General features: G+C 53.9%; 15 protein-coding genes. 5 read left to right on the top strand and 10 right to left on the bottom strand.

The annotated features are described in order from the left end of the window. Window positions 1-34: 34 nt before the first annotated feature. From P8T57_RS20165 to ugpC, 3 genes are read left to right on the top strand one after another with little or no spacing between them, the layout of a single operon-like run. Complete coding sequence (locus P8T57_RS20165; protein ID WP_007089386.1) at window positions 35-943, top strand: sugar ABC transporter permease; 909 nt, start codon at window positions 35-37, stop codon at window positions 941-943. Beyond that, window positions 936-1,823, top strand: coding sequence for a carbohydrate ABC transporter permease (locus P8T57_RS20170; protein ID WP_063091903.1), 888 nt, complete (start codon window positions 936-938; stop codon window positions 1,821-1,823). The genes P8T57_RS20165 and P8T57_RS20170 overlap by 8 nt, the downstream gene beginning before the upstream one ends. A gap of 4 nt (window positions 1,824-1,827) precedes the next feature. Next, on the top strand, window positions 1,828-2,940 hold the full coding sequence (gene ugpC / locus P8T57_RS20175; protein WP_007089384.1) for a sn-glycerol-3-phosphate ABC transporter ATP-binding protein UgpC: 1,113 nt from the start codon (window positions 1,828-1,830) through the stop codon (window positions 2,938-2,940). A 91-nt stretch (window positions 2,941-3,031) separates the two neighbouring features. Here ugpC and P8T57_RS20180 read toward each other — a convergent pair whose 3' ends face one another. The 3 genes from P8T57_RS20180 to P8T57_RS20190 all read right to left on the bottom strand — a co-directional run bounded on the left by P8T57_RS20180 (window position 3,032) and on the right by P8T57_RS20190 (window position 7,056). Then, window positions 3,032-4,540, bottom strand: a complete 1,509-nt coding sequence (locus P8T57_RS20180) for an ATP-binding protein (RefSeq protein WP_341364100.1) — start codon at window positions 4,538-4,540, stop codon at window positions 3,032-3,034. 11 nt (window positions 4,541-4,551) lie between these two features. Next, on the bottom strand, window positions 4,552-5,310 hold the full coding sequence (locus tag P8T57_RS20185; protein ID WP_240478846.1) for a response regulator: 759 nt from the start codon (window positions 5,308-5,310) through the stop codon (window positions 4,552-4,554). Window positions 5,311-5,457: 147 nt separating this feature from the next. After that, on the bottom strand, window positions 5,458-7,056 hold the full coding sequence (locus P8T57_RS20190; RefSeq protein WP_341364101.1) for a choice-of-anchor I family protein: 1,599 nt from the start codon (window positions 7,054-7,056) through the stop codon (window positions 5,458-5,460). A gap of 172 nt (window positions 7,057-7,228) precedes the next feature. Here P8T57_RS20190 and P8T57_RS20195 point away from each other — a divergent pair, with 172 nt between their 5' ends. Next, window positions 7,229-8,254 carry an FAD-dependent oxidoreductase gene (locus P8T57_RS20195; protein ID WP_341364102.1) on the top strand — a complete coding sequence of 342 codons (1,026 nt, stop codon included), beginning with the start codon at window positions 7,229-7,231 and terminating at the stop codon, window positions 8,252-8,254. Between the two features lie 6 nt (window positions 8,255-8,260). Beyond that, on the top strand, window positions 8,261-8,440 hold the full coding sequence (locus P8T57_RS20200) for a DUF2256 domain-containing protein (protein ID WP_341364103.1): 180 nt from the start codon (window positions 8,261-8,263) through the stop codon (window positions 8,438-8,440). A 42-nt stretch (window positions 8,441-8,482) separates the two neighbouring features. Here the strand turns inward: P8T57_RS20200 and pgi are convergent, their stop codons facing one another. The 7 genes from pgi to P8T57_RS20235 form a co-directional block, all read right to left on the bottom strand. Next, window positions 8,483-10,129 carry a glucose-6-phosphate isomerase gene (gene pgi / locus P8T57_RS20205; protein WP_341364104.1) on the bottom strand — a complete coding sequence of 549 codons (1,647 nt, stop codon included), beginning with the start codon at window positions 10,127-10,129 and terminating at the stop codon, window positions 8,483-8,485. A 142-nt stretch (window positions 10,130-10,271) separates the two neighbouring features. Continuing rightward, window positions 10,272-11,243, bottom strand: a complete 972-nt coding sequence (locus P8T57_RS20210; protein WP_085643425.1) for a PfkB family carbohydrate kinase — start codon at window positions 11,241-11,243, stop codon at window positions 10,272-10,274. A gap of 152 nt (window positions 11,244-11,395) precedes the next feature. After that, window positions 11,396-11,980: a dual specificity protein phosphatase family protein gene (locus P8T57_RS20215; protein WP_071239915.1), complete on the bottom strand. Its 585-nt coding sequence runs from the start codon at window positions 11,978-11,980 to the stop codon at window positions 11,396-11,398. Window positions 11,981-12,092: 112 nt separating this feature from the next. Then, window positions 12,093-13,064, bottom strand: a complete 972-nt coding sequence (speB, locus tag P8T57_RS20220; protein ID WP_341364105.1) for an agmatinase — start codon at window positions 13,062-13,064, stop codon at window positions 12,093-12,095. A gap of 27 nt (window positions 13,065-13,091) precedes the next feature. Next, window positions 13,092-14,597, bottom strand: a complete 1,506-nt coding sequence (locus P8T57_RS20225; protein ID WP_341364106.1) for an aldehyde dehydrogenase — start codon at window positions 14,595-14,597, stop codon at window positions 13,092-13,094. 69 nt (window positions 14,598-14,666) lie between these two features. Then, window positions 14,667-15,215, bottom strand: a complete 549-nt coding sequence (locus tag P8T57_RS20230; RefSeq protein ID WP_007089374.1) for a cupin domain-containing protein — start codon at window positions 15,213-15,215, stop codon at window positions 14,667-14,669. Window positions 15,216-15,269: 54 nt separating this feature from the next. Further along, a complete protein-coding gene (locus tag P8T57_RS20235) occupies window positions 15,270-16,652 on the bottom strand; it encodes a glutamine synthetase family protein (RefSeq protein WP_007089373.1) in 1,383 nt (460 codons plus the stop codon). Between the last annotated feature and the right edge of the window lie 12 nt (window positions 16,653-16,664).

Below are 16,664 nucleotides of genomic sequence, written 5' to 3' on the forward strand. Positions count from 1 at the left end.
ATTCCCGCTACTTTAATTGTTTGAGGCAAAGGGTATGGGGGCTTCTTCAAGCACCGAAAGCAACCTGACGGCCAGCATCCAGCGTCATCTTTCCAAGATCGTTGTTGCACCGTCCTTTGCTGCGTCCCTGTTTTTCGTCTACGGGTTCATCCTGTGGACAGGCTATATGGCGTTTTCGAAATCGCGCATGCTTCCGGTCTGGGATTGGGCCGGTCTGCGGCAATACGAACGTCTGTGGCAAATGGAACGCTGGCATGTTGCCATCGAGAACCTGCTGATTTTCGGCGGTCTCTTTATTGTTATCTGCCTGTTTCTTGGCTGCCTGCTTGCAGTTCTTCTTGATCAGCGCATCCGCGCCGAAGGCGTCCTTCGCACAATTTTCCTGTATCCGATGGCCCTGTCCTTCATCGTGACGGGCACCGTCTGGAAATGGCTTCTCAATCCGGGCCTTGGCCTGGAAAGCATGATGCATGACCTTGGCTGGACCAGTTTCAAATTCGACTGGCTGGTCAATTCGGACATGGCGATCTACACGGTCGTGATCGCAGCCGTCTGGCAGGCATCGGGTTTTGTTATGGCAATGTTCCTTGCGGCATTGCGCGGCGTCGATCAGGACATCATTCGCGCAGCCTATATGGATGGTGCCAGCCTGCCCCGCATCTATTTCGGCATTATCATCCCGTCGATCCGTCCGGTTTTCCTCAGTGCGATCGTCGTTCTGGCCCATCTGGCCGTTAAAAGCTTCGACCTCGTCATTGCACTTACCGGCGGCGGCCCCGGCTATTCGTCCGATCTTCCGGCAACCTTCATGTACACGATGGCCTTCCAGCGCAACCAGCTGGGCGTTGGTGCAGCAAGTGCCATGATGATGCTGGCGACCGTGATGGCGATCATTGTGCCGTATCTGTATTCCGAACTGCGCGGAGGCAAGAAAAATGGCTGATATTCAGCATTACAGCCACGACGCAGGCTGGAAACATACCATACTGCGCGGGTTGCTATATCTCGTTCTGATCCTGTTCGCAGCCTACTATCTGTTCCCGCTTTTCGTGATGATTTCGACCTCGTTGAAGTCGCTCGATGAAATCCGGGAAGGCTCACTCATTTCGCTGCCGCGCGTCATCACGTTCGATGCCTGGAACTATGCGTGGAATGAAGCCTGTGTCGGCGTTGAATGTTCAGGCATCAAAATTTACTTCTGGAATTCGGTCAAAATGGCGGTTCCGGCGGTTCTGATTTCGACATTCCTTGGTGCGATCAACGGATATGCCCTGACCAAATGGCGTTTTAAAGGGGCTAATATCGTCTTTGCCCTGCTGCTGTTTGGTTGCTTCATTCCGTTCCAGGTTGTGCTGCTGCCGATGTCACAGGTTCTGGGGTCACTTGGCCTTGCCAGCTCGACCACCGGTCTTGTTCTTGTGCATGTCGTTTACGGCCTGTGCTTCACCACCCTGTTCTTCCGCAATTACTATGTTTCGATCCCGGATGAACTGGTGAAGGCAGCCACCATCGACGGCGCAGGTTTCTTCACCATTTTCTGGCGTATCATTCTGCCGATTTCGACACCGATCATCGTCGTGTCGGTCATCTGGCAGTTTACCCAGATCTGGAATGACTTCCTTTTCGGTGCTTCCTTCGCCTCTGGCGATAATGCGCCGATGACTGTCGCACTCAACAATATCGTCAACACCACGACCGGCGTGAAACAGTACAATGTCGATATGGCCACAGCCCTGCTGACCGGCCTGCCGACCCTGCTTGTTTATATTCTGGCCGGAAAATACTTCGTCCGCGGCCTGACCGCCGGTTCGGTGAAGGGATAAGCAAATGGCATCACTCACCCTTGATAAAGTTCGCAAGGCCTTCGGTCCTGTCGAGGTTCTCAAAGAAATCAATATTGCTATTGAAGACGGCGAGTTCCTGGTTCTGGTCGGCCCGTCGGGTTGCGGCAAATCGACCCTTCTTAACCTGATCGCAGGTCTTGAAGGTTCCAGCGACGGGGAAATCCGCATCGGTGATCGCGTGATCAACGATGTCCACCCCAAGGACCGAAACATCGCCATGGTGTTCCAGTCCTACGCGCTTTATCCGAATATGACGGTTCGCAAGAACATCACCTTCGGTCTTGAAATCCGTGGTGTTTCGGCAGCAGAACGTGACAAGGCTGTCGCCGACGTCGCCAAACTGCTACAGATCGAAGCCCTGCTGGATCGCAAACCATCCCAGCTTTCGGGGGGACAGCGCCAGCGCGTTGCGATGGGCCGTGCACTGGTTCGCGATCCGGACATCTTCCTGTTTGACGAACCTTTGTCGAACCTTGATGCCAAGCTGCGCGTCGATATGCGTACCGAAATCAAGAAACTGCATCAGCGTCTGGGTGCCACCATCGTTTACGTGACCCACGACCAGATCGAAGCCATGACCCTTGCCTCGCGCATTGCTGTCATGAAAGACGGCATCCTGCAGCAGTTCGATACGCCGCAGAACATCTATGAACGCCCAAACAACATCTTTGTTGCTGGCTTTATCGGTTCGCCGTCGATGAACTTCATCAACGCAACCCTGATCAATGACAATGGCAATCTGGCCGTATCGATCAAACGCGATAACGACCCGATCATTCTGCCGCTGAAAGATGCGCCGGAAAGCTATCAGAGCTATGTCGGGAAAGATGTCGTTTTCGGCATCCGTCCGGAAGGTTTGACGCACAAGCGTACCGGTTCTGATGAACCGGGCAGCCAGTATGTCAATTTCGACTGCAAGGTCGAGGTTATTGAACCGACCGGTGCTGACACCATGACCGTTGTCGAAATCGGCGGAAAGGAAATCGTTGCACGTGTCCGGCCTGACCGGGCACCGCAACCGGGCGAGATGATGACATTCTCGGCCGACATGTCTCAGATCAGTCTGTTTGATCCGGTAACGGAACTTCGGATCTGATCTGATCGGCGGGCGGTTCTGGGGGCCGTCCGCCGTTCTTGTCTTTATAGGATTCTTAAAAACGGCCCGGAATTCCCGGGTCGTTTTGTTTTCAACCTTTGTCGACGCGCCGCGGCAAAGCAATCGTGACCTCCAACCCACGTCGGGGCAGATTGCGTAATCGTATCGTCCCGTCATGGGCATCGATGACCGTTTTTACAATCGACAGACCAAGGCCGCTGCCACCGGTGGTGCGTGCCCGTGATCCTTCTACACGGAAGAACGGCAGAAAGACATCCTCCTGATGTTCCGCGGCGATTCCCGGTCCTTCGTCCCGAATGGACACCAGCACCGTGTCGGCCGTCGCATCCAGACTGACATAAGCGCGATAGCCATATTTCAGCGCATTCTCGATCAGATTGGTGAAGGCACGTTTTAATGTTCCGGGTCGGCAGGTCAGACGGATGCTGCGCTTGTCACCAAACGAATGCGCCTCGTCCCCGCCGCCAAATACGGTGTGAACCGAACTGAAACGAAGCGGCTGCGGTCCCTCGAAACTTACCGGACGGCCAAGATCGGCATAATCGTCACAAATCGCTTCGAGAACCGATGTGAAGTCAACTGTGCGCTCTTCTTCCTTGCTAATCCAGTCACCAAGGAAATCGAGTGCATCGTTGAGAAGCCCGTCCATTTCGTCAAGATCGCGCAACACGGTTTCACGCAATTCTTCATTTTCGATAAATTCTGCACGCAGGCGCAGGCGCGTGCTGGGCGTGCGCAAATCGTGTGAAATTGCGGCCAGCATACGGGTTCTGTCACCCAGCATCCGTGAAATCCGTTCCCGCAATCCATTATATGCTGCGGCCATTGACCGGGCTTCGGTCGGGCCCCGCTCCTCCACCGGGGGGCCTTCAACTTCATCCCCCTGGCGAATGATCGCCTCGGTCAAATTCTTGAAGGGACCGGCCAGAAGATCGGCCAAAGCGGCAAACACCGCCAACACGGCAACAACCCCGACCAGAAAGATCAGAAAAACCATGGATGGCGATGCATAGTCGGACCACAGCACCGGATGAGACAGCAGCATTCGCATGCCGGATGGCAACATGATTTCAACGCGAGCCTCAAGTCCCTGACGCGCTATTTCGCGCGATAGGCCGGCAAAAAACAGACTGGGATTTTCGGCGGTTTCAATCAGGTGGCGCTGTTCCGCGCCAAGACGCCCGCGCCGAAAATGGACCTTTACCGATGTCGGCCAGCCCGTATCGGCCAGACGTGCGGGCATTGCGATATGTTGTGCCGGGCGCGAAAACAGAAGAATTGTACCAATATCGTCAGATGGCAGAACACGAACAGAAAGCCCGTCACGCGCGGCTATATCAACGATATTTCCCTGTAACTCCGGACTTTCGGCAATCAGGATCAATTCGCGAATGGTAAAGCCCAAAGTATAGGCTCGGCTGATCCGCTCGCTCCGTTCGATGATGTATTTCGATGCGATTGAACTGATACCCGCGATGATGACACCGCCGACCATCATGATCATAAAAATGCGTCCGCCTAGCGTGCGGGGCTTGAAACGCCGCATATATTCGGAAAACGCACCAATCTGAACTGCCATCGATCGAATTCCTAGACGGTCCTCGTATCGGCACAGAACTGATAGCCAATGCCGCGCACGGTTTTGATCAGCTTGGGGTTTTTGGCATCTTTTTCAATTTTGCGGCGCAGGCGACTGATCTGGATATCGATACTGCGGTCAAACGGGATCGAGCTCTGACCGCGCACGATATCGACAAGCTGTTCACGCGACAGCGCACGCTTGTTATGCTTGACCAGCGCCAGCAACAGCGAAAATTCCCCGGTCGACAAATGCACCGCCACATCATCAAGATCGCGCAATTCGCGTGATCCGATATCGAGCGTCCAGTCAGCAAACAGGATTTTCTGGGTTTTGGTTTCTTCGTGATGAACCTGTGTCACGGTACCGGTTTCAAAACGGCGGAACACGGCACGAATACGGGCCAGCAATTCACGCGGATTGAACGGCTTTGTCAGATAGTCATCTGCACCCAGTTCAAGACCAAGAATACGATCTGTATCCTCGCCCACCGCAGTCAGCATGACAATCGGTACCTTGGAATTGCGGCGCACATCCCGGCAGAGCGCAAAACCATCTTCGCCAGGCAACATGATATCAAGGATCACCAGATCGATATTCCAGTCACGAAGCGCACGATGCATCTCCGCCCCGTCGGAAACGGTGGTGATACGAAACCCGTGCTGGAGCAGGAATTTTTTCAGGAGCTTCTGGATTTCCTGATCGTCATCGACAACCAGAATATGGGGTTCACGTCGCGTACTCAGTCTCCGCCTCCCTTCGGTCGACAAGCCCGAAACCGGACCGTGGCGCGGAGTTTAGTGCATAACGTTACAGGATTGAACCATTTTACCAAGCACCGGACACAATTGAAAAAGCCGAGGACAAAATCCCCGGCTTTTCAAGTAAAATCTCTTTATATACAGCAGCTTAAAAACCTATTTCAGGTCATAAACTTTTGTACTGCCCGATACTTCGCTTGCCACGATCAGCATGGCATTGCCGGTGGGGCTATCCTTTGCTTCGACAAACAGCATACCTTCCGGGGCAAGTTCGCCTGCGGTGTCTGCTTCCGGATTGCCGGAAAAACGACGATCTGAATGATAGGTGACAAATTGCGGATTAGTCGGATTGGTCAGATCATAGACCATAAATCCGCCCTGACGTTCCAGACCGATAAAGGCATAAGGTGTGCCATTAACGTAGCCGGTTGCCAGACCTTCGGGTTCCGGGCCCTTGTCATCCGAGCGGTTATCGCGGCTATAGTTTTCGGTGTTCGATGCGTTGAAAACTCTCCCGTAATTGGCCGCCATGAACTGTTCGAACTTGTCGCCACTGTCAAAAACCATGTCGCCATTCGCATTCAGGACCGAGAACGAACGTGCCCCATAGCTGTAGATCACATCGAAATCGCCATCACCATCCGTATCGCCCTGCGCAGTAGTCGTTTTCAAGCGACCGAGGTTTTCATCTTTTTGCAGGGTTGCGGCATTCGGGAAGGCGACCGGATCAAGGGTCAGTTTTCCGACGCGGGTTTCTTCGCTGTAGCCGTCATAGTCGCGTGAGTCGCCCTCGTTTGCCGTCAGGACCCAGGTTTTGCCGCCGATTTCGATAGCATCGATCGTGTCTGGCATATACATGCCCATCACAGGCCATGTACGGATGTTGATTTTGCCGTCCTTGTCGCTGGCATCAAATGCGTTGACCGAATGGTCCTTGAAGCCAAGACCGGCAACCCGGACAACGTTTGCGGTTTCAATATCAATGATCGCCACCGCATTGTTTTCCTGAAGTGAAACATAAGCCGTTTTGCTGTCTTTCGAGACGGCGATATATTCCGGCTCGACATCCTGTGCCACGGTCGACGTTCCCGGGTTTGATGTCCGCATGCCATAAGGCAGGTCCACATCATTCAGGAAGCCAAAGTTTACCGTGCGAACATCGGCATCTGACAGATCGGTGAGATTTCCCGATACCGGGATAATCGAAACACTCCCTTCCGGGTCGTTGTCAAATGCGTCGTTCGGCTCGCCTTCGTTCGCGACCAGAACGTGCTTGCCATCCGGAGTAAATTTGATCATGTCGGGCAATGCACCGACAGTTACAGCCGCAATGAAATCACCATCCGTGTTAAAGAACACGGCCTTGCCCGGTGCCTGTTTGTCGTCATTCTCGACAGCCACTGCGACAATATTGCCATGAACGGCAACGCTGTTTGCCGCCTTACCCCATGTCGAAAGCTTGACCGAACCGACTTTTGCAAGTGTTTCAGGGTCCGACATATCAAGAATATCAATCGACTTGTCGCCACCATTGACCACGAATATGCGTTTGGTCACCGGGTCAAAAGCCGGAATTTCCGCGGCCCCTTCGTCAAACATGCCGGTGCGATAGTCGCCCATCGGCACGATTGAAAGCGGCTTGGCGGCAGGCGACGCCGTATCAACGGCCATTACCATGTTTTTTGACGTTGTCGTGGTGCCGCAGGCACCGAGCATAACCGAAAATGCCACCGTGGCCATCAAAGAATAACGCATATTTCCCCCTGAAAACTGGATGAACCGTGGCAGACAAACTGCGGACAATGCGTAACGGTTTAATGACCTGACGATGACAGTTTCATAAATATCTTCGGGGTGTTGATGCTCCAAACAACGACTTCTGACGTAAGGAGGAAAAGGTTCACAAGGTTCGAACAGGAACAACAAAATGGCCCCAATGAATATTGCCGTGATCGGTGCGGGAATGGCCGGCCTTCGGGCGGCGGCCACACTTCATGCAGTCGGCTTTTGCGTAACGGTTTTTGAAAAAAGCCGTGGTGCCGGAGGGCGACTTGCAACACGTCGTACCGAATTGGGCAATTTCAATCATGGCGCCCAATATGTCACGGCACTGCATCCGGAATTTCAATCATTCCTGCAACAGGCCGAACATCAAAAATCCGTTCGGAAATGGCAACCACATCTCCTTCGTGGCGAAAAAGCAACCGCTGGGGCACCGGCATCGGCTTTGAAACGTACAAATACGGCCGCAGATATCTGGTATCAGGGTTCACCGCAAATGAACAAACTGATCACCCCGCTGCTTGATCCGTTTGAAATCCGCAAAGAACACCGTATTACCTGTATCGAAACCGCCGGACCACGCAGCTTTATCCTGCATGACGATCTGGATGGTGAATTCGGGCCATTTGACGGTGTGATTATTACCGCCCCTGCCCCGCAAACCGCAGAGCTTCTGCAACCACTTGCCCCAAGATTTGATCCCATTGCGGATGTGGAAATGGCACCGTGTTGGGCAGCAATGATTGCATTTGCCAAACCGTTGCCCACGGCATTTGATGCCATGATCCATCCCGATCCTGCGATCAGCTGGGCGGCACGCAATGGCGACCACCGTGATCTGATCCATCGACCTTCACCTGATCTTTGGGTTCTGCACGCAAGTCCGGAATGGTCACGTGATCACCTCGAAGAAGACAAGGAACGCATCGCATTCCTTCTGCTTGAAAAACTGCATAAAGCTAGCGGTGCTAAGCTTCCCGATGTGGTGTCCATAAACACGCATCGCTGGCGATATGCCCGCACGATCAAACCGCTTGGAAAAAGTCATCTTAGCGGCATGAACGGGCGCGTCATTGCCGCGGGCGATTGGTGTCTTGGTGCAAGGGTGGAAGCCGCATGGCGCAGCGGAAAATGCGCGGCCCATGCCATGATCGAGACACTGATCGGGTAATTTGGGATGCGCCGAAATGCCAATGGTCAAAGGCCGACAAAATCAGACCTGCCACACAAAACCTGCCTGACCTGTAATCGACCGTTTGTCTGGAGGCGCAAATGGCGTGATTGCTGGGACGATGTCAAATATTGCTCTGCCCGTTGTCGGGATCATCGCGCAAACAACAAGGGCGGTGCCAGTTAGGCTGACACCGCCCCATAAATCCACAGATTTGTCGGATCAAAATTAACCCCGAAGGGCATGCAACTGATGGATCAGACCGGCGGTTGAAGCGTCACGGCTATCGGCAGTTTCATTCCCCTGAACCATTGGCAGCAATTCCTTGGCAAGCTGTTTGCCAAGTTCGACCCCCCACTGGTCATAGGAATTGACGTTCCAGATAATCCCCTGAACAAAGATTTTATGTTCATACATTGCAACCAGACGTCCCAGCGTAAAGGGATCAAGCTGCTTGTAAAGGATCATGGTGCTGGGTTTGTTCCCGGCAAAGACCTTTTGCGGTGCCAGCACATCAATCTCGGCCGGGGTCAGATTGCCACCGGCAAGTTCGTCACGTACTTCGGCCTCGGTCTTGCCGCGCATCAGGGCTTCGGCCTGGGCAAAGCAATTCGCCACCAACTTGTCATGATGGTTTGCCAATGGATGCAGGGCATTCGCCGCAACGATGAAATCAACCGGGATCAGTTCCGTGCCCTGATGGATCAGCTGATAAAAGGCATGCTGGCCATTGGTACCCGGTTCACCCCAGATGATCGGGCCGGTTTCGTAATAGATCGGCTTGCCATCGCGGGTAACCGACTTGCCATTACTTTCCATATCGGCCTGCTGCAAATAAGCCGGCAGACGCGAAAGATGCTGATCATAAGGCAGGATTGCCTGACTGGATGCGCACAGAACATTGCGATACCACACCCCGATCAATGCCAGCGTCACCGGAATGTTGCGGTCAAGCGGGGCTGAACGAAAATGATTATCCATCGCCTGCGCGCCGCGCAGCAATTCTTCGAATTTCTCGTAACCAACCGACAGAATGATCGGCAAGCCGATAGCCGACCAAAGGCTGTACCGCCCACCGACCCAGTCCCAGAAACCGAACGCATTATCGGTATCAATACCGAATTCAGCAACCTTGTCCAAGGCAGTCGATACCGCGACAAAATGCTTGGCAACCGCGCTCTCGTCTTTCAGCAAACCAACCAGCCAGTCGCGCGCCGAATAGGCATTGGTCAGGGTTTCGTCGGTTGTGAAGGTCTTGGATGCAATGATGAAAAGCGTCGTTTCCGCATCAAGGTCTTTGAGCGTATCAACGATATGCGCGCCATCGACGTTGGAAACGAAATGGCAGCGAATACCGTCGATATGATACGGGCGGAGTGCCTCGTTCACCATGACCGGGCCAAGGTCGGAACCGCCAATCCCGATATTGACCACATCGGTGATCGCCTTGCCGGTATGGCCTTTCCAGTCGCCGGTATGCACACGCGCGGCAAAGCGTTTCATGCGTACCAAGACGTCCTTGACATCGGGCATAACGTCCTTGCCATCGACCATCACCGGATTGCCATCCAGATTGCGAAGGGCTGTATGAAGAACAGCGCGATTTTCGGTGATATTGATCCGATCACCGGCAAACATCCGTTCGCGCCAGTTTTCAACATTGGCAGTTTCCGCCAATTCACGTAATGCGGCCATCACATCATCGGTGATCAGATTTTTCGAATAATCGATAAACAGATCGTCCTGCGTGACATGGAAACGCGCAAACCGCGCCGGATCATCGGCAAAGGCTTTGCGTAAATTAAGGTTCTTGGAAACTTCCGCGCCCAGTCGATCAAGCTTTTCCCAACAGGTCGTCAGATTTTCTGTGGACATTCCACCCTCGGCTTCAAACAGATAGCAAACAATATCGACGTCATGTCAAAACACTAACACGCCGATGCGACCATTTGTGGGACAGTTTGTGGGACATTTTGATGGCAATCCGGCGGGAACAGGATTGCCATCACCACGGATATTAACCGGTTAATCCGTTTGCAGAAAGAAACTCCGAAACCTGCGCTTCGGTCGGGAGGGCAGCAATCGCACCGCGTTTGGTGGCTGTTATTGCACCTACCGCATTGGCAAAACGGCAGGCTGCCTCGACCTTTTCCGCAGATTCCAGCAATTGCGGATCTTTCAACAAACGCGACAGGAAGCCGGCAGTAAAACCGTCCCCTGCCCCGGTCGCGTCGACAGCCGTGACCTTGAACGGATCGGCCGAACCTTCGAAATCAGGTGTAAAGAACCGGCTGCCTTTCGGGCCCGACGTCACGATCATCAGTTTCCAGTGATCGCACCACAATTCACGAACGCCTGCTTCAAGATCATCCTTGCCGGTGATAAAGGCGACTTCGTCGTCGGAGATTTTAACAACATCCGCCTTGGTAATCGCAAGACGCAGCATATCACGCGCGGCATCGGCACTTGGCCAAAGTGGCAGGCGCAGGTTCGGATCACATGAAATGATCGCGCCGTTTTCACGTGCAATGTCGATGGCCGCAAGCGTCGCCGCGCGCGGATCGTCATCAATCATGCAAAGCGTGCCATAGTGAAACAGCGCGCATCCCTTCAGCATGTCCTGATTCAGATCGGACGGCGACAACAGCATGTCGGCCGACGGGCTGCGATAGAAAGAAAATTCGCGTTCGCCATCGGCCCGCAATGAAACAAAGGCAAGCCCTGTCAGGGCTTCTTTGGTCAGGACAATGCCCGATGTATCGACATTGTCGGCTTTGAGCGTATCGACCAGAAAATGACCGAATGCATCATCGCCAAGCTTGCCGATAAAACCCGTTTCAATTCCAAGCCGCTGCAATCCCACAGCCACATTGCCCGGCGCACCACCTGCGGCCTTGGCAAATGCCGGGGCATCAGCAAGGCCGGTGCCGGTTACGGTCGGAACAAAATCGATCAGCAATTCCCCAAGGCAAACTGCTTTTGCGCTCATAGCGTTTCTCCGTTTATATCGCCCGGCAATCGGGTTGCGGGCATTATCATTTGCTGTGGGACGCGACGTTTTTAAATCGATTCAATTCATCAGGCAAAGGAAAAGCCACTTCGCGAACAAAGTGGCTGATTTCCGGGCATTATACTGCAACTTCAGGCAGCTCTTCCAAGTGCCACTTCACGCGCACGGCCAAGCGATGTCATCCATTCATCGAAATGAACGTCATGTTCAAGCTGATAGCGATAATGCCGGTTAAGGGCTGCCGTCAGCTTACCGTCCCGACCAAGCAGATTATCAGCAAAGGCAATCATGCGCGAATTTGGCCAGGCAATCGGACGAATGGCACGAAGGGTTGCAAAAAGTTCATCCTCGTTTGCATCGGGCTGGGTTTGCGCCATGAGCGTCAGCATCGCTGCTGTCGAACGTGAAACGCCCATATGGCAATGCACCAGCAAATGGCCGTCCTTACGAGCATCGACGGTGTTTTTGAGTCCCTCACCAAAGGCGAGAACCTCTTCGACATGGGCGACCGTCGGAGCCATCTGACCGGGCAGTTCATCAATGATATCGTGGAACCGCAAAATGGTACGTTCATGCGGGGCATAAGCCGCGAATGCATCCGGGTCCGGTCTTTCCGGATCAAGGACCGAAAGCACATGCGAAACCGACCGGGTTTGATGGGTTGGCAGTTCATCAATGCCACAAATCGTCAAAAGCGAAATAGAAACCGGTTTCATGTCTTTCCTCCAATACACTGATTAAGCGCAATAACATCACAGCAGCCGTAAAAAGCAAAGGGCCGGTACTGTTAAAATACCGGCCCGCTTTGAAATCTTTGTGATCTTGCTATTACGGCTTTCGGTTCACCGCATGGATATTCAGCATTTCCCAAGCAATCGTCGCACCGGCAAGCGATGTGATGTCCGATACATCATAAGGCGGGGAAACTTCCACCACGTCCGAGCCGATCAGATTAATCCCCCCCGCAAGACCGCGCAGGATCGAAACCGCCTGATGGCTGGTCAGGCCGCCCAGAACCGGCGTGCCGGTGCCCGGTGCATAGCACGGGTCAAGCCCGTCGATATCAAAGGTGATATAGGCGTGATTATCACCCACCACGTCCTTGATTTTGGCCACGATCTGATCAATCGACATCGCCTGCACATCCGGCCCGTAAAGGATGTTGTATCCGTGGGTCGATTCATTGTGCGTACGGATGCCGACCTGAATGGATTTCGACGCATCGACAATGCCGTTCTGCGCCGCATGCCAGAACATGGTCCCGTGATCGATCCGATCACCATCGTCTTCCCAAGTGTCGGAATGGGCGTCGAACTGAATAAGCGATATACCCTTACCGTACTTTTCGGCATGGGCCTTCAGGATCGGATAGCTGATGAAATGGTCGCCGCCGATCGTCAACATCTTTGCCCCAGAACTGACGATATCGCGTGCGTGATCCTCGATCATTTCCGGGATTTTATGCGGATAACCGGGATCGATGACCATATCGCCATAGTCAATCACGGCCAGTTCGCCAAAGATATCGCGCCCGGACGGAAAATGTGGTGCCCATGCAAGATTGACCGACGCACGGCGCACCCCCTGCGGGCCAAGGCGAGTTCCCGGGCGGCTCGACGTTGCAAGATCAAAGGGAATACCGGTTACCGCAACATCAATGCCCGTAAGATCACGGGTATATTTGCGGCGCATGAATGACAGCGCACCGGAATACATCGGCTCGCTGGTATTCTGATGCACGGATTTTGCAGTAAAAGCGTTGTCGCCGCCTTTGGTATCAATAACCCCGGTACTGCTCATAATTCGTCCCCTTGTCCTTTCCGAACCTCAGGCGTCGCCCAGTGCAATCCAGGTCGACTTGATTTCACAATATTTGTCCATCGCATGCAGCGAACGGTCGCGACCGGTGCCTGATTGCTTGTAACCGCCAAACGGCATGGTGATGGATCCACCGTCCCAGCAATTGACCCAGACAAGACCGGCACGCAGTTTTTTCGCGGCCAGATGGGCCTTGTTGATATCGCGCGTCCATACGGCTGCGGCAAGTCCATATGGCGTATCATTCGCCGTCTGAACAGCCTCTTTCCAGCCCTTGACCGAAATCACCGACAAAACCGGGCCAAATATCTCTTCCTTGGCGATTGTCATGTCGTTTTTGACCGCATCAAAAACGGTTGGTTCAACATAATAGCCACCGGACTCGGTGCGTGCACGCTTGCCGCCGGTGCAAAGTTTTGCACCCTCTGCCGCCCCCTTCTCGATATAGCCCAGAACGCGGTTCATCTGATTTTCATCGACAATCGCGCCCATCTGACTGTTCGGGTCCAAGGGGTCACCCGGCTGCATTTTGCGGCCTGCTGCAACCACTTTCTCGATGAATTCGTCCTTGATGCTTTCTTCGACAATCAGGCGCGAACCGGCCGTGCAAACCTCGCCCTGATTATAGAAAATTCCGCCTGCTGCCGCTTCGGCCGCCGCGTCCATATCCGGACAATCGGCCAGAACGATATTGGGGCTTTTTCCACCACATTCCAGCCAGACGCGTTTCATGTTCGACTGACCGGAATATTGCAAGAACAGTTTCCCGACCTCGCCCGAACCGGTAAAAGTCACGCAATCGACATCAGGATGCAGACCAAGCGCCTTACCCGCCGTCGGGCCAAAGCCGGGCAGAACGTTCAGAACACCAGCCGGAAGACCGGCTTCGACCGCCAGCTCCGCAACACGGATCGCGGTTAATGGCGACTGTTCGGCTGGTTTGAGAATGATCGAGTTCCCCATCGCCAGTGCCGGGCCAAGCTTCCAGACCGCCATCATCAGCGGGAAGTTCCATGGCACGACTGCCGCCACCACGCCCAGCGGCTCACGCGTGATCATACCGATTGCGCGTGCTTCGCCCGGTGAAATCTCGTCATAAATCTTGTCAATCGCCTCTGCGTACCAGCGAATGCATTTATAGGAAAGCGGAATGTCATCACCCGCCGCAAGGCTGATCGGTTTGCCCATATCAAGACTTTCAAGCAGCGCCAGTTCGGCTGCATGCTTTTCCATCAGATCGGCAAATTTCATCATGACGGCCTTGCGCTTGCCCGGTGATGCTTCCGACCAGCTGCCTTTTTCAAAGACCGCACGCGCGGACTGCACCGCGCGATTGACGTCTTCAACATCGCATTCGGCGACCTGGGTCAAAATCTTGCCGTCGCGCGGGCTGATGCAATCAAACGTTTTACCCGATGCCGCATCGACATAAACGCCATTGATAAAGGCCTTGTTGCGGATCGTCAGGCTGGTGGCCTGTGCTCTAAGCTGTTCGAAATTCAACTGGTTTGTCATCGGAAATCCTCCTGACGGATCGCGCGTGCTGTTTGTTCCGCGCGATATTCAAACATGATGATTGTGCAATCAGTATGACGGTGGTGTCGCGGCACTGACGACTTCGCATTCAATGTCGCCCGCGTTACGAAACCGGTGCGGGATTTCCGCATTGAAGTAATAGGCATCACCCGGTCCAAGAACCTGAACCCGTTCGCCCACCGTGACCTCAAGCTTGCCACGGACGACAACACCAGCCTCCTCACCCTTCTGGACGATCAGATTGTCGCCGGTATCGCCGCCGGGCGGATAGATTTCATGAAGGACGCGCAAATTGCGGTCCTTGCGTGTTGCGCCGACAAGACGCATCGACATGGTGCCATCGGAAAGCTCGACGAGGTCTTCCTTGCGAAAGAAAATCTCCTCGCCGTTTTCCAGATCAATCGTAAAGAAGTTGATCAGGCTCATAGGGATGCCTGCCAGAACCTTGGCCAGACTGTCGACCGACGGGCTGACCCGGTTCTGTTCAATCGTCGATATCGTGCTGTTGGTGACACCGGCGCGGCGCGCCAGTTCACGCTGGGATAGCCCGTACATGGTACGTACTGCTTTCAGGCGATCCCCAACCTTTTGTGACATCCGGTCTCTTCCCTGTCGGTCGCTCTTATCGGCGACCATTTTGCAAAAGTGGCGTTATACCGCGTCAAGATACCAGCGGTATTCAAGCGGTGTGACCTCCGAGAAGAATTCGTCATATTCGGAACGTCGGCAGATATCGAACACCTCGACAAACCGTTCCCCCAGATATTCCTTGACGATGTCACCCTCGACAAAACGATCAAGTGCAGAAATCATGCTGCGCGGGACGATCTTGCCGCCATGCTGTTCATAGCCGTTACCAACAATCGGATCACCTGGATCAAGCTTGTTCTTGATGCCGTAATGCATCCCTGCAAGAACGCAGGCCAGAACCAGATACGGGTTGGCATCCGCGCCCGACACACGATGTTCGATACGCGCGGCCTGCGGGCTACCGGCTGGGATACGCAGGGCAACCGTACGGTTGTTAAGCCCCCAGTTTGGAGACATCGGCGCATAGGCCTTGTTCTGGAACCGGCGGTAGGAATTCGGATTTGGCGCAAAAATCGCCATGCTTTCAAACATCGACGCCTGCAAGCCGCCAATAGCGTTCAACAGGAGATCCGAAACATCCTCGTCGCCCTTGGGCGACAGGGCGTTGTTTCCTTCCTCGTCACGTAGCGACACATGAACGTGCAATCCGTTACCCGCCTGATCGGAATAGGGTTTTGCCATGAATGTCGCGGTCACACCATGATCCCAGGCAATACCTTTGACAACGCGCTTAAGCTGCATCGCGTGGTCTGCCGCCTGCATCGGATCATTGACATGCCCCAGATTGATCTCGAACTGGCCTGGACCTGCTTCGGCAACGATTGTATCAGCAGGAATGCCCTGACGGTTCAGTTCGGCAACCGCGTCGTGAAGGACTTTTTCGAAATCCTCGATCTGCTGGAGGCCATAGACCTGCACACCATCCGACGCGATCCCGCCGCCAAGCGGTGCGGGTGGCAAGGGTGCGGCAGTTTGTTCGTTCTGATCGGCAAGATAGAATTCAAGTTCCAGCGCCACGGTCGGATAGAAACCATCCGCTGCCAGACGATCCACAACCGCCTGCAAAACGTTGCGCGGATCGGCAAAGAATTTTGTACCGTCCAAGTTATACAGGCTCATCATGACCTGCGCCAACGGCAGCTCACCATAGGGAACCGCATGCAGGGTTCCTGGGATTGGCTTGGCGATATTGTCCTGATCACCACTGGACCAAAGCATGCCGGTACCTTCCGGGTTGTCGCCGGTGATATCCACCAGACACACAGAACCCGGCATGTTGATGCCTTCATGGAAGCTTTTAAGAAACTTCTGCTTGCTGATTCGCTTGCCCCGGAACACCCCGTTCACATCAGGAATGAGTAATTCGACAAGTTCTATATCCGGATTTGCTTCAAAGAATCGTTGAGCTTCCGCCCTACTGTCTTCGACGAACGACTTGTTCATCGTCTAATACTC

Source organism: Thalassospira sp. SN3W, assembly GCF_038070535.1.
GTDB lineage: Bacteria > Pseudomonadota > Alphaproteobacteria > Rhodospirillales > Thalassospiraceae > Thalassospira > Thalassospira xiamenensis.

Coding starts and splice junctions, on each gene's coding strand:
- P8T57_RS20165 (WP_007089386.1), top strand. CDS start 35: ATGGGGGCTTCTTCAAGCACCGAAAGCAACCTGACGGCCAGCATCCAG.
- P8T57_RS20170 (WP_063091903.1), top strand. CDS start 936: ATGGCTGATATTCAGCATTACAGCCACGACGCAGGCTGGAAACATACC.
- ugpC (WP_007089384.1), top strand. CDS start 1,828: ATGGCATCACTCACCCTTGATAAAGTTCGCAAGGCCTTCGGTCCTGTC.
- P8T57_RS20180 (WP_341364100.1), bottom strand. CDS start 4,540: ATGGCAGTTCAGATTGGTGCGTTTTCCGAATATATGCGGCGTTTCAAG.
- P8T57_RS20190 (WP_341364101.1), bottom strand. CDS start 7,056: ATGCGTTATTCTTTGATGGCCACGGTGGCATTTTCGGTTATGCTCGGT.
- P8T57_RS20195 (WP_341364102.1), top strand. CDS start 7,229: ATGGCCCCAATGAATATTGCCGTGATCGGTGCGGGAATGGCCGGCCTT.
- P8T57_RS20200 (WP_341364103.1), top strand. CDS start 8,261: ATGCGCCGAAATGCCAATGGTCAAAGGCCGACAAAATCAGACCTGCCA.
- pgi (WP_341364104.1), bottom strand. CDS start 10,129: ATGTCCACAGAAAATCTGACGACCTGTTGGGAAAAGCTTGATCGACTG.
- P8T57_RS20210 (WP_085643425.1), bottom strand. CDS start 11,243: ATGAGCGCAAAAGCAGTTTGCCTTGGGGAATTGCTGATCGATTTTGTT.
- P8T57_RS20215 (WP_071239915.1), bottom strand. CDS start 11,980: ATGAAACCGGTTTCTATTTCGCTTTTGACGATTTGTGGCATTGATGAA.
- speB (WP_341364105.1), bottom strand. CDS start 13,064: ATGAGCAGTACCGGGGTTATTGATACCAAAGGCGGCGACAACGCTTTT.
- P8T57_RS20225 (WP_341364106.1), bottom strand. CDS start 14,597: ATGACAAACCAGTTGAATTTCGAACAGCTTAGAGCACAGGCCACCAGC.
- P8T57_RS20230 (WP_007089374.1), bottom strand. CDS start 15,215: ATGTCACAAAAGGTTGGGGATCGCCTGAAAGCAGTACGTACCATGTAC.
- P8T57_RS20235 (WP_007089373.1), bottom strand. CDS start 16,652: ATGAACAAGTCGTTCGTCGAAGACAGTAGGGCGGAAGCTCAACGATTC.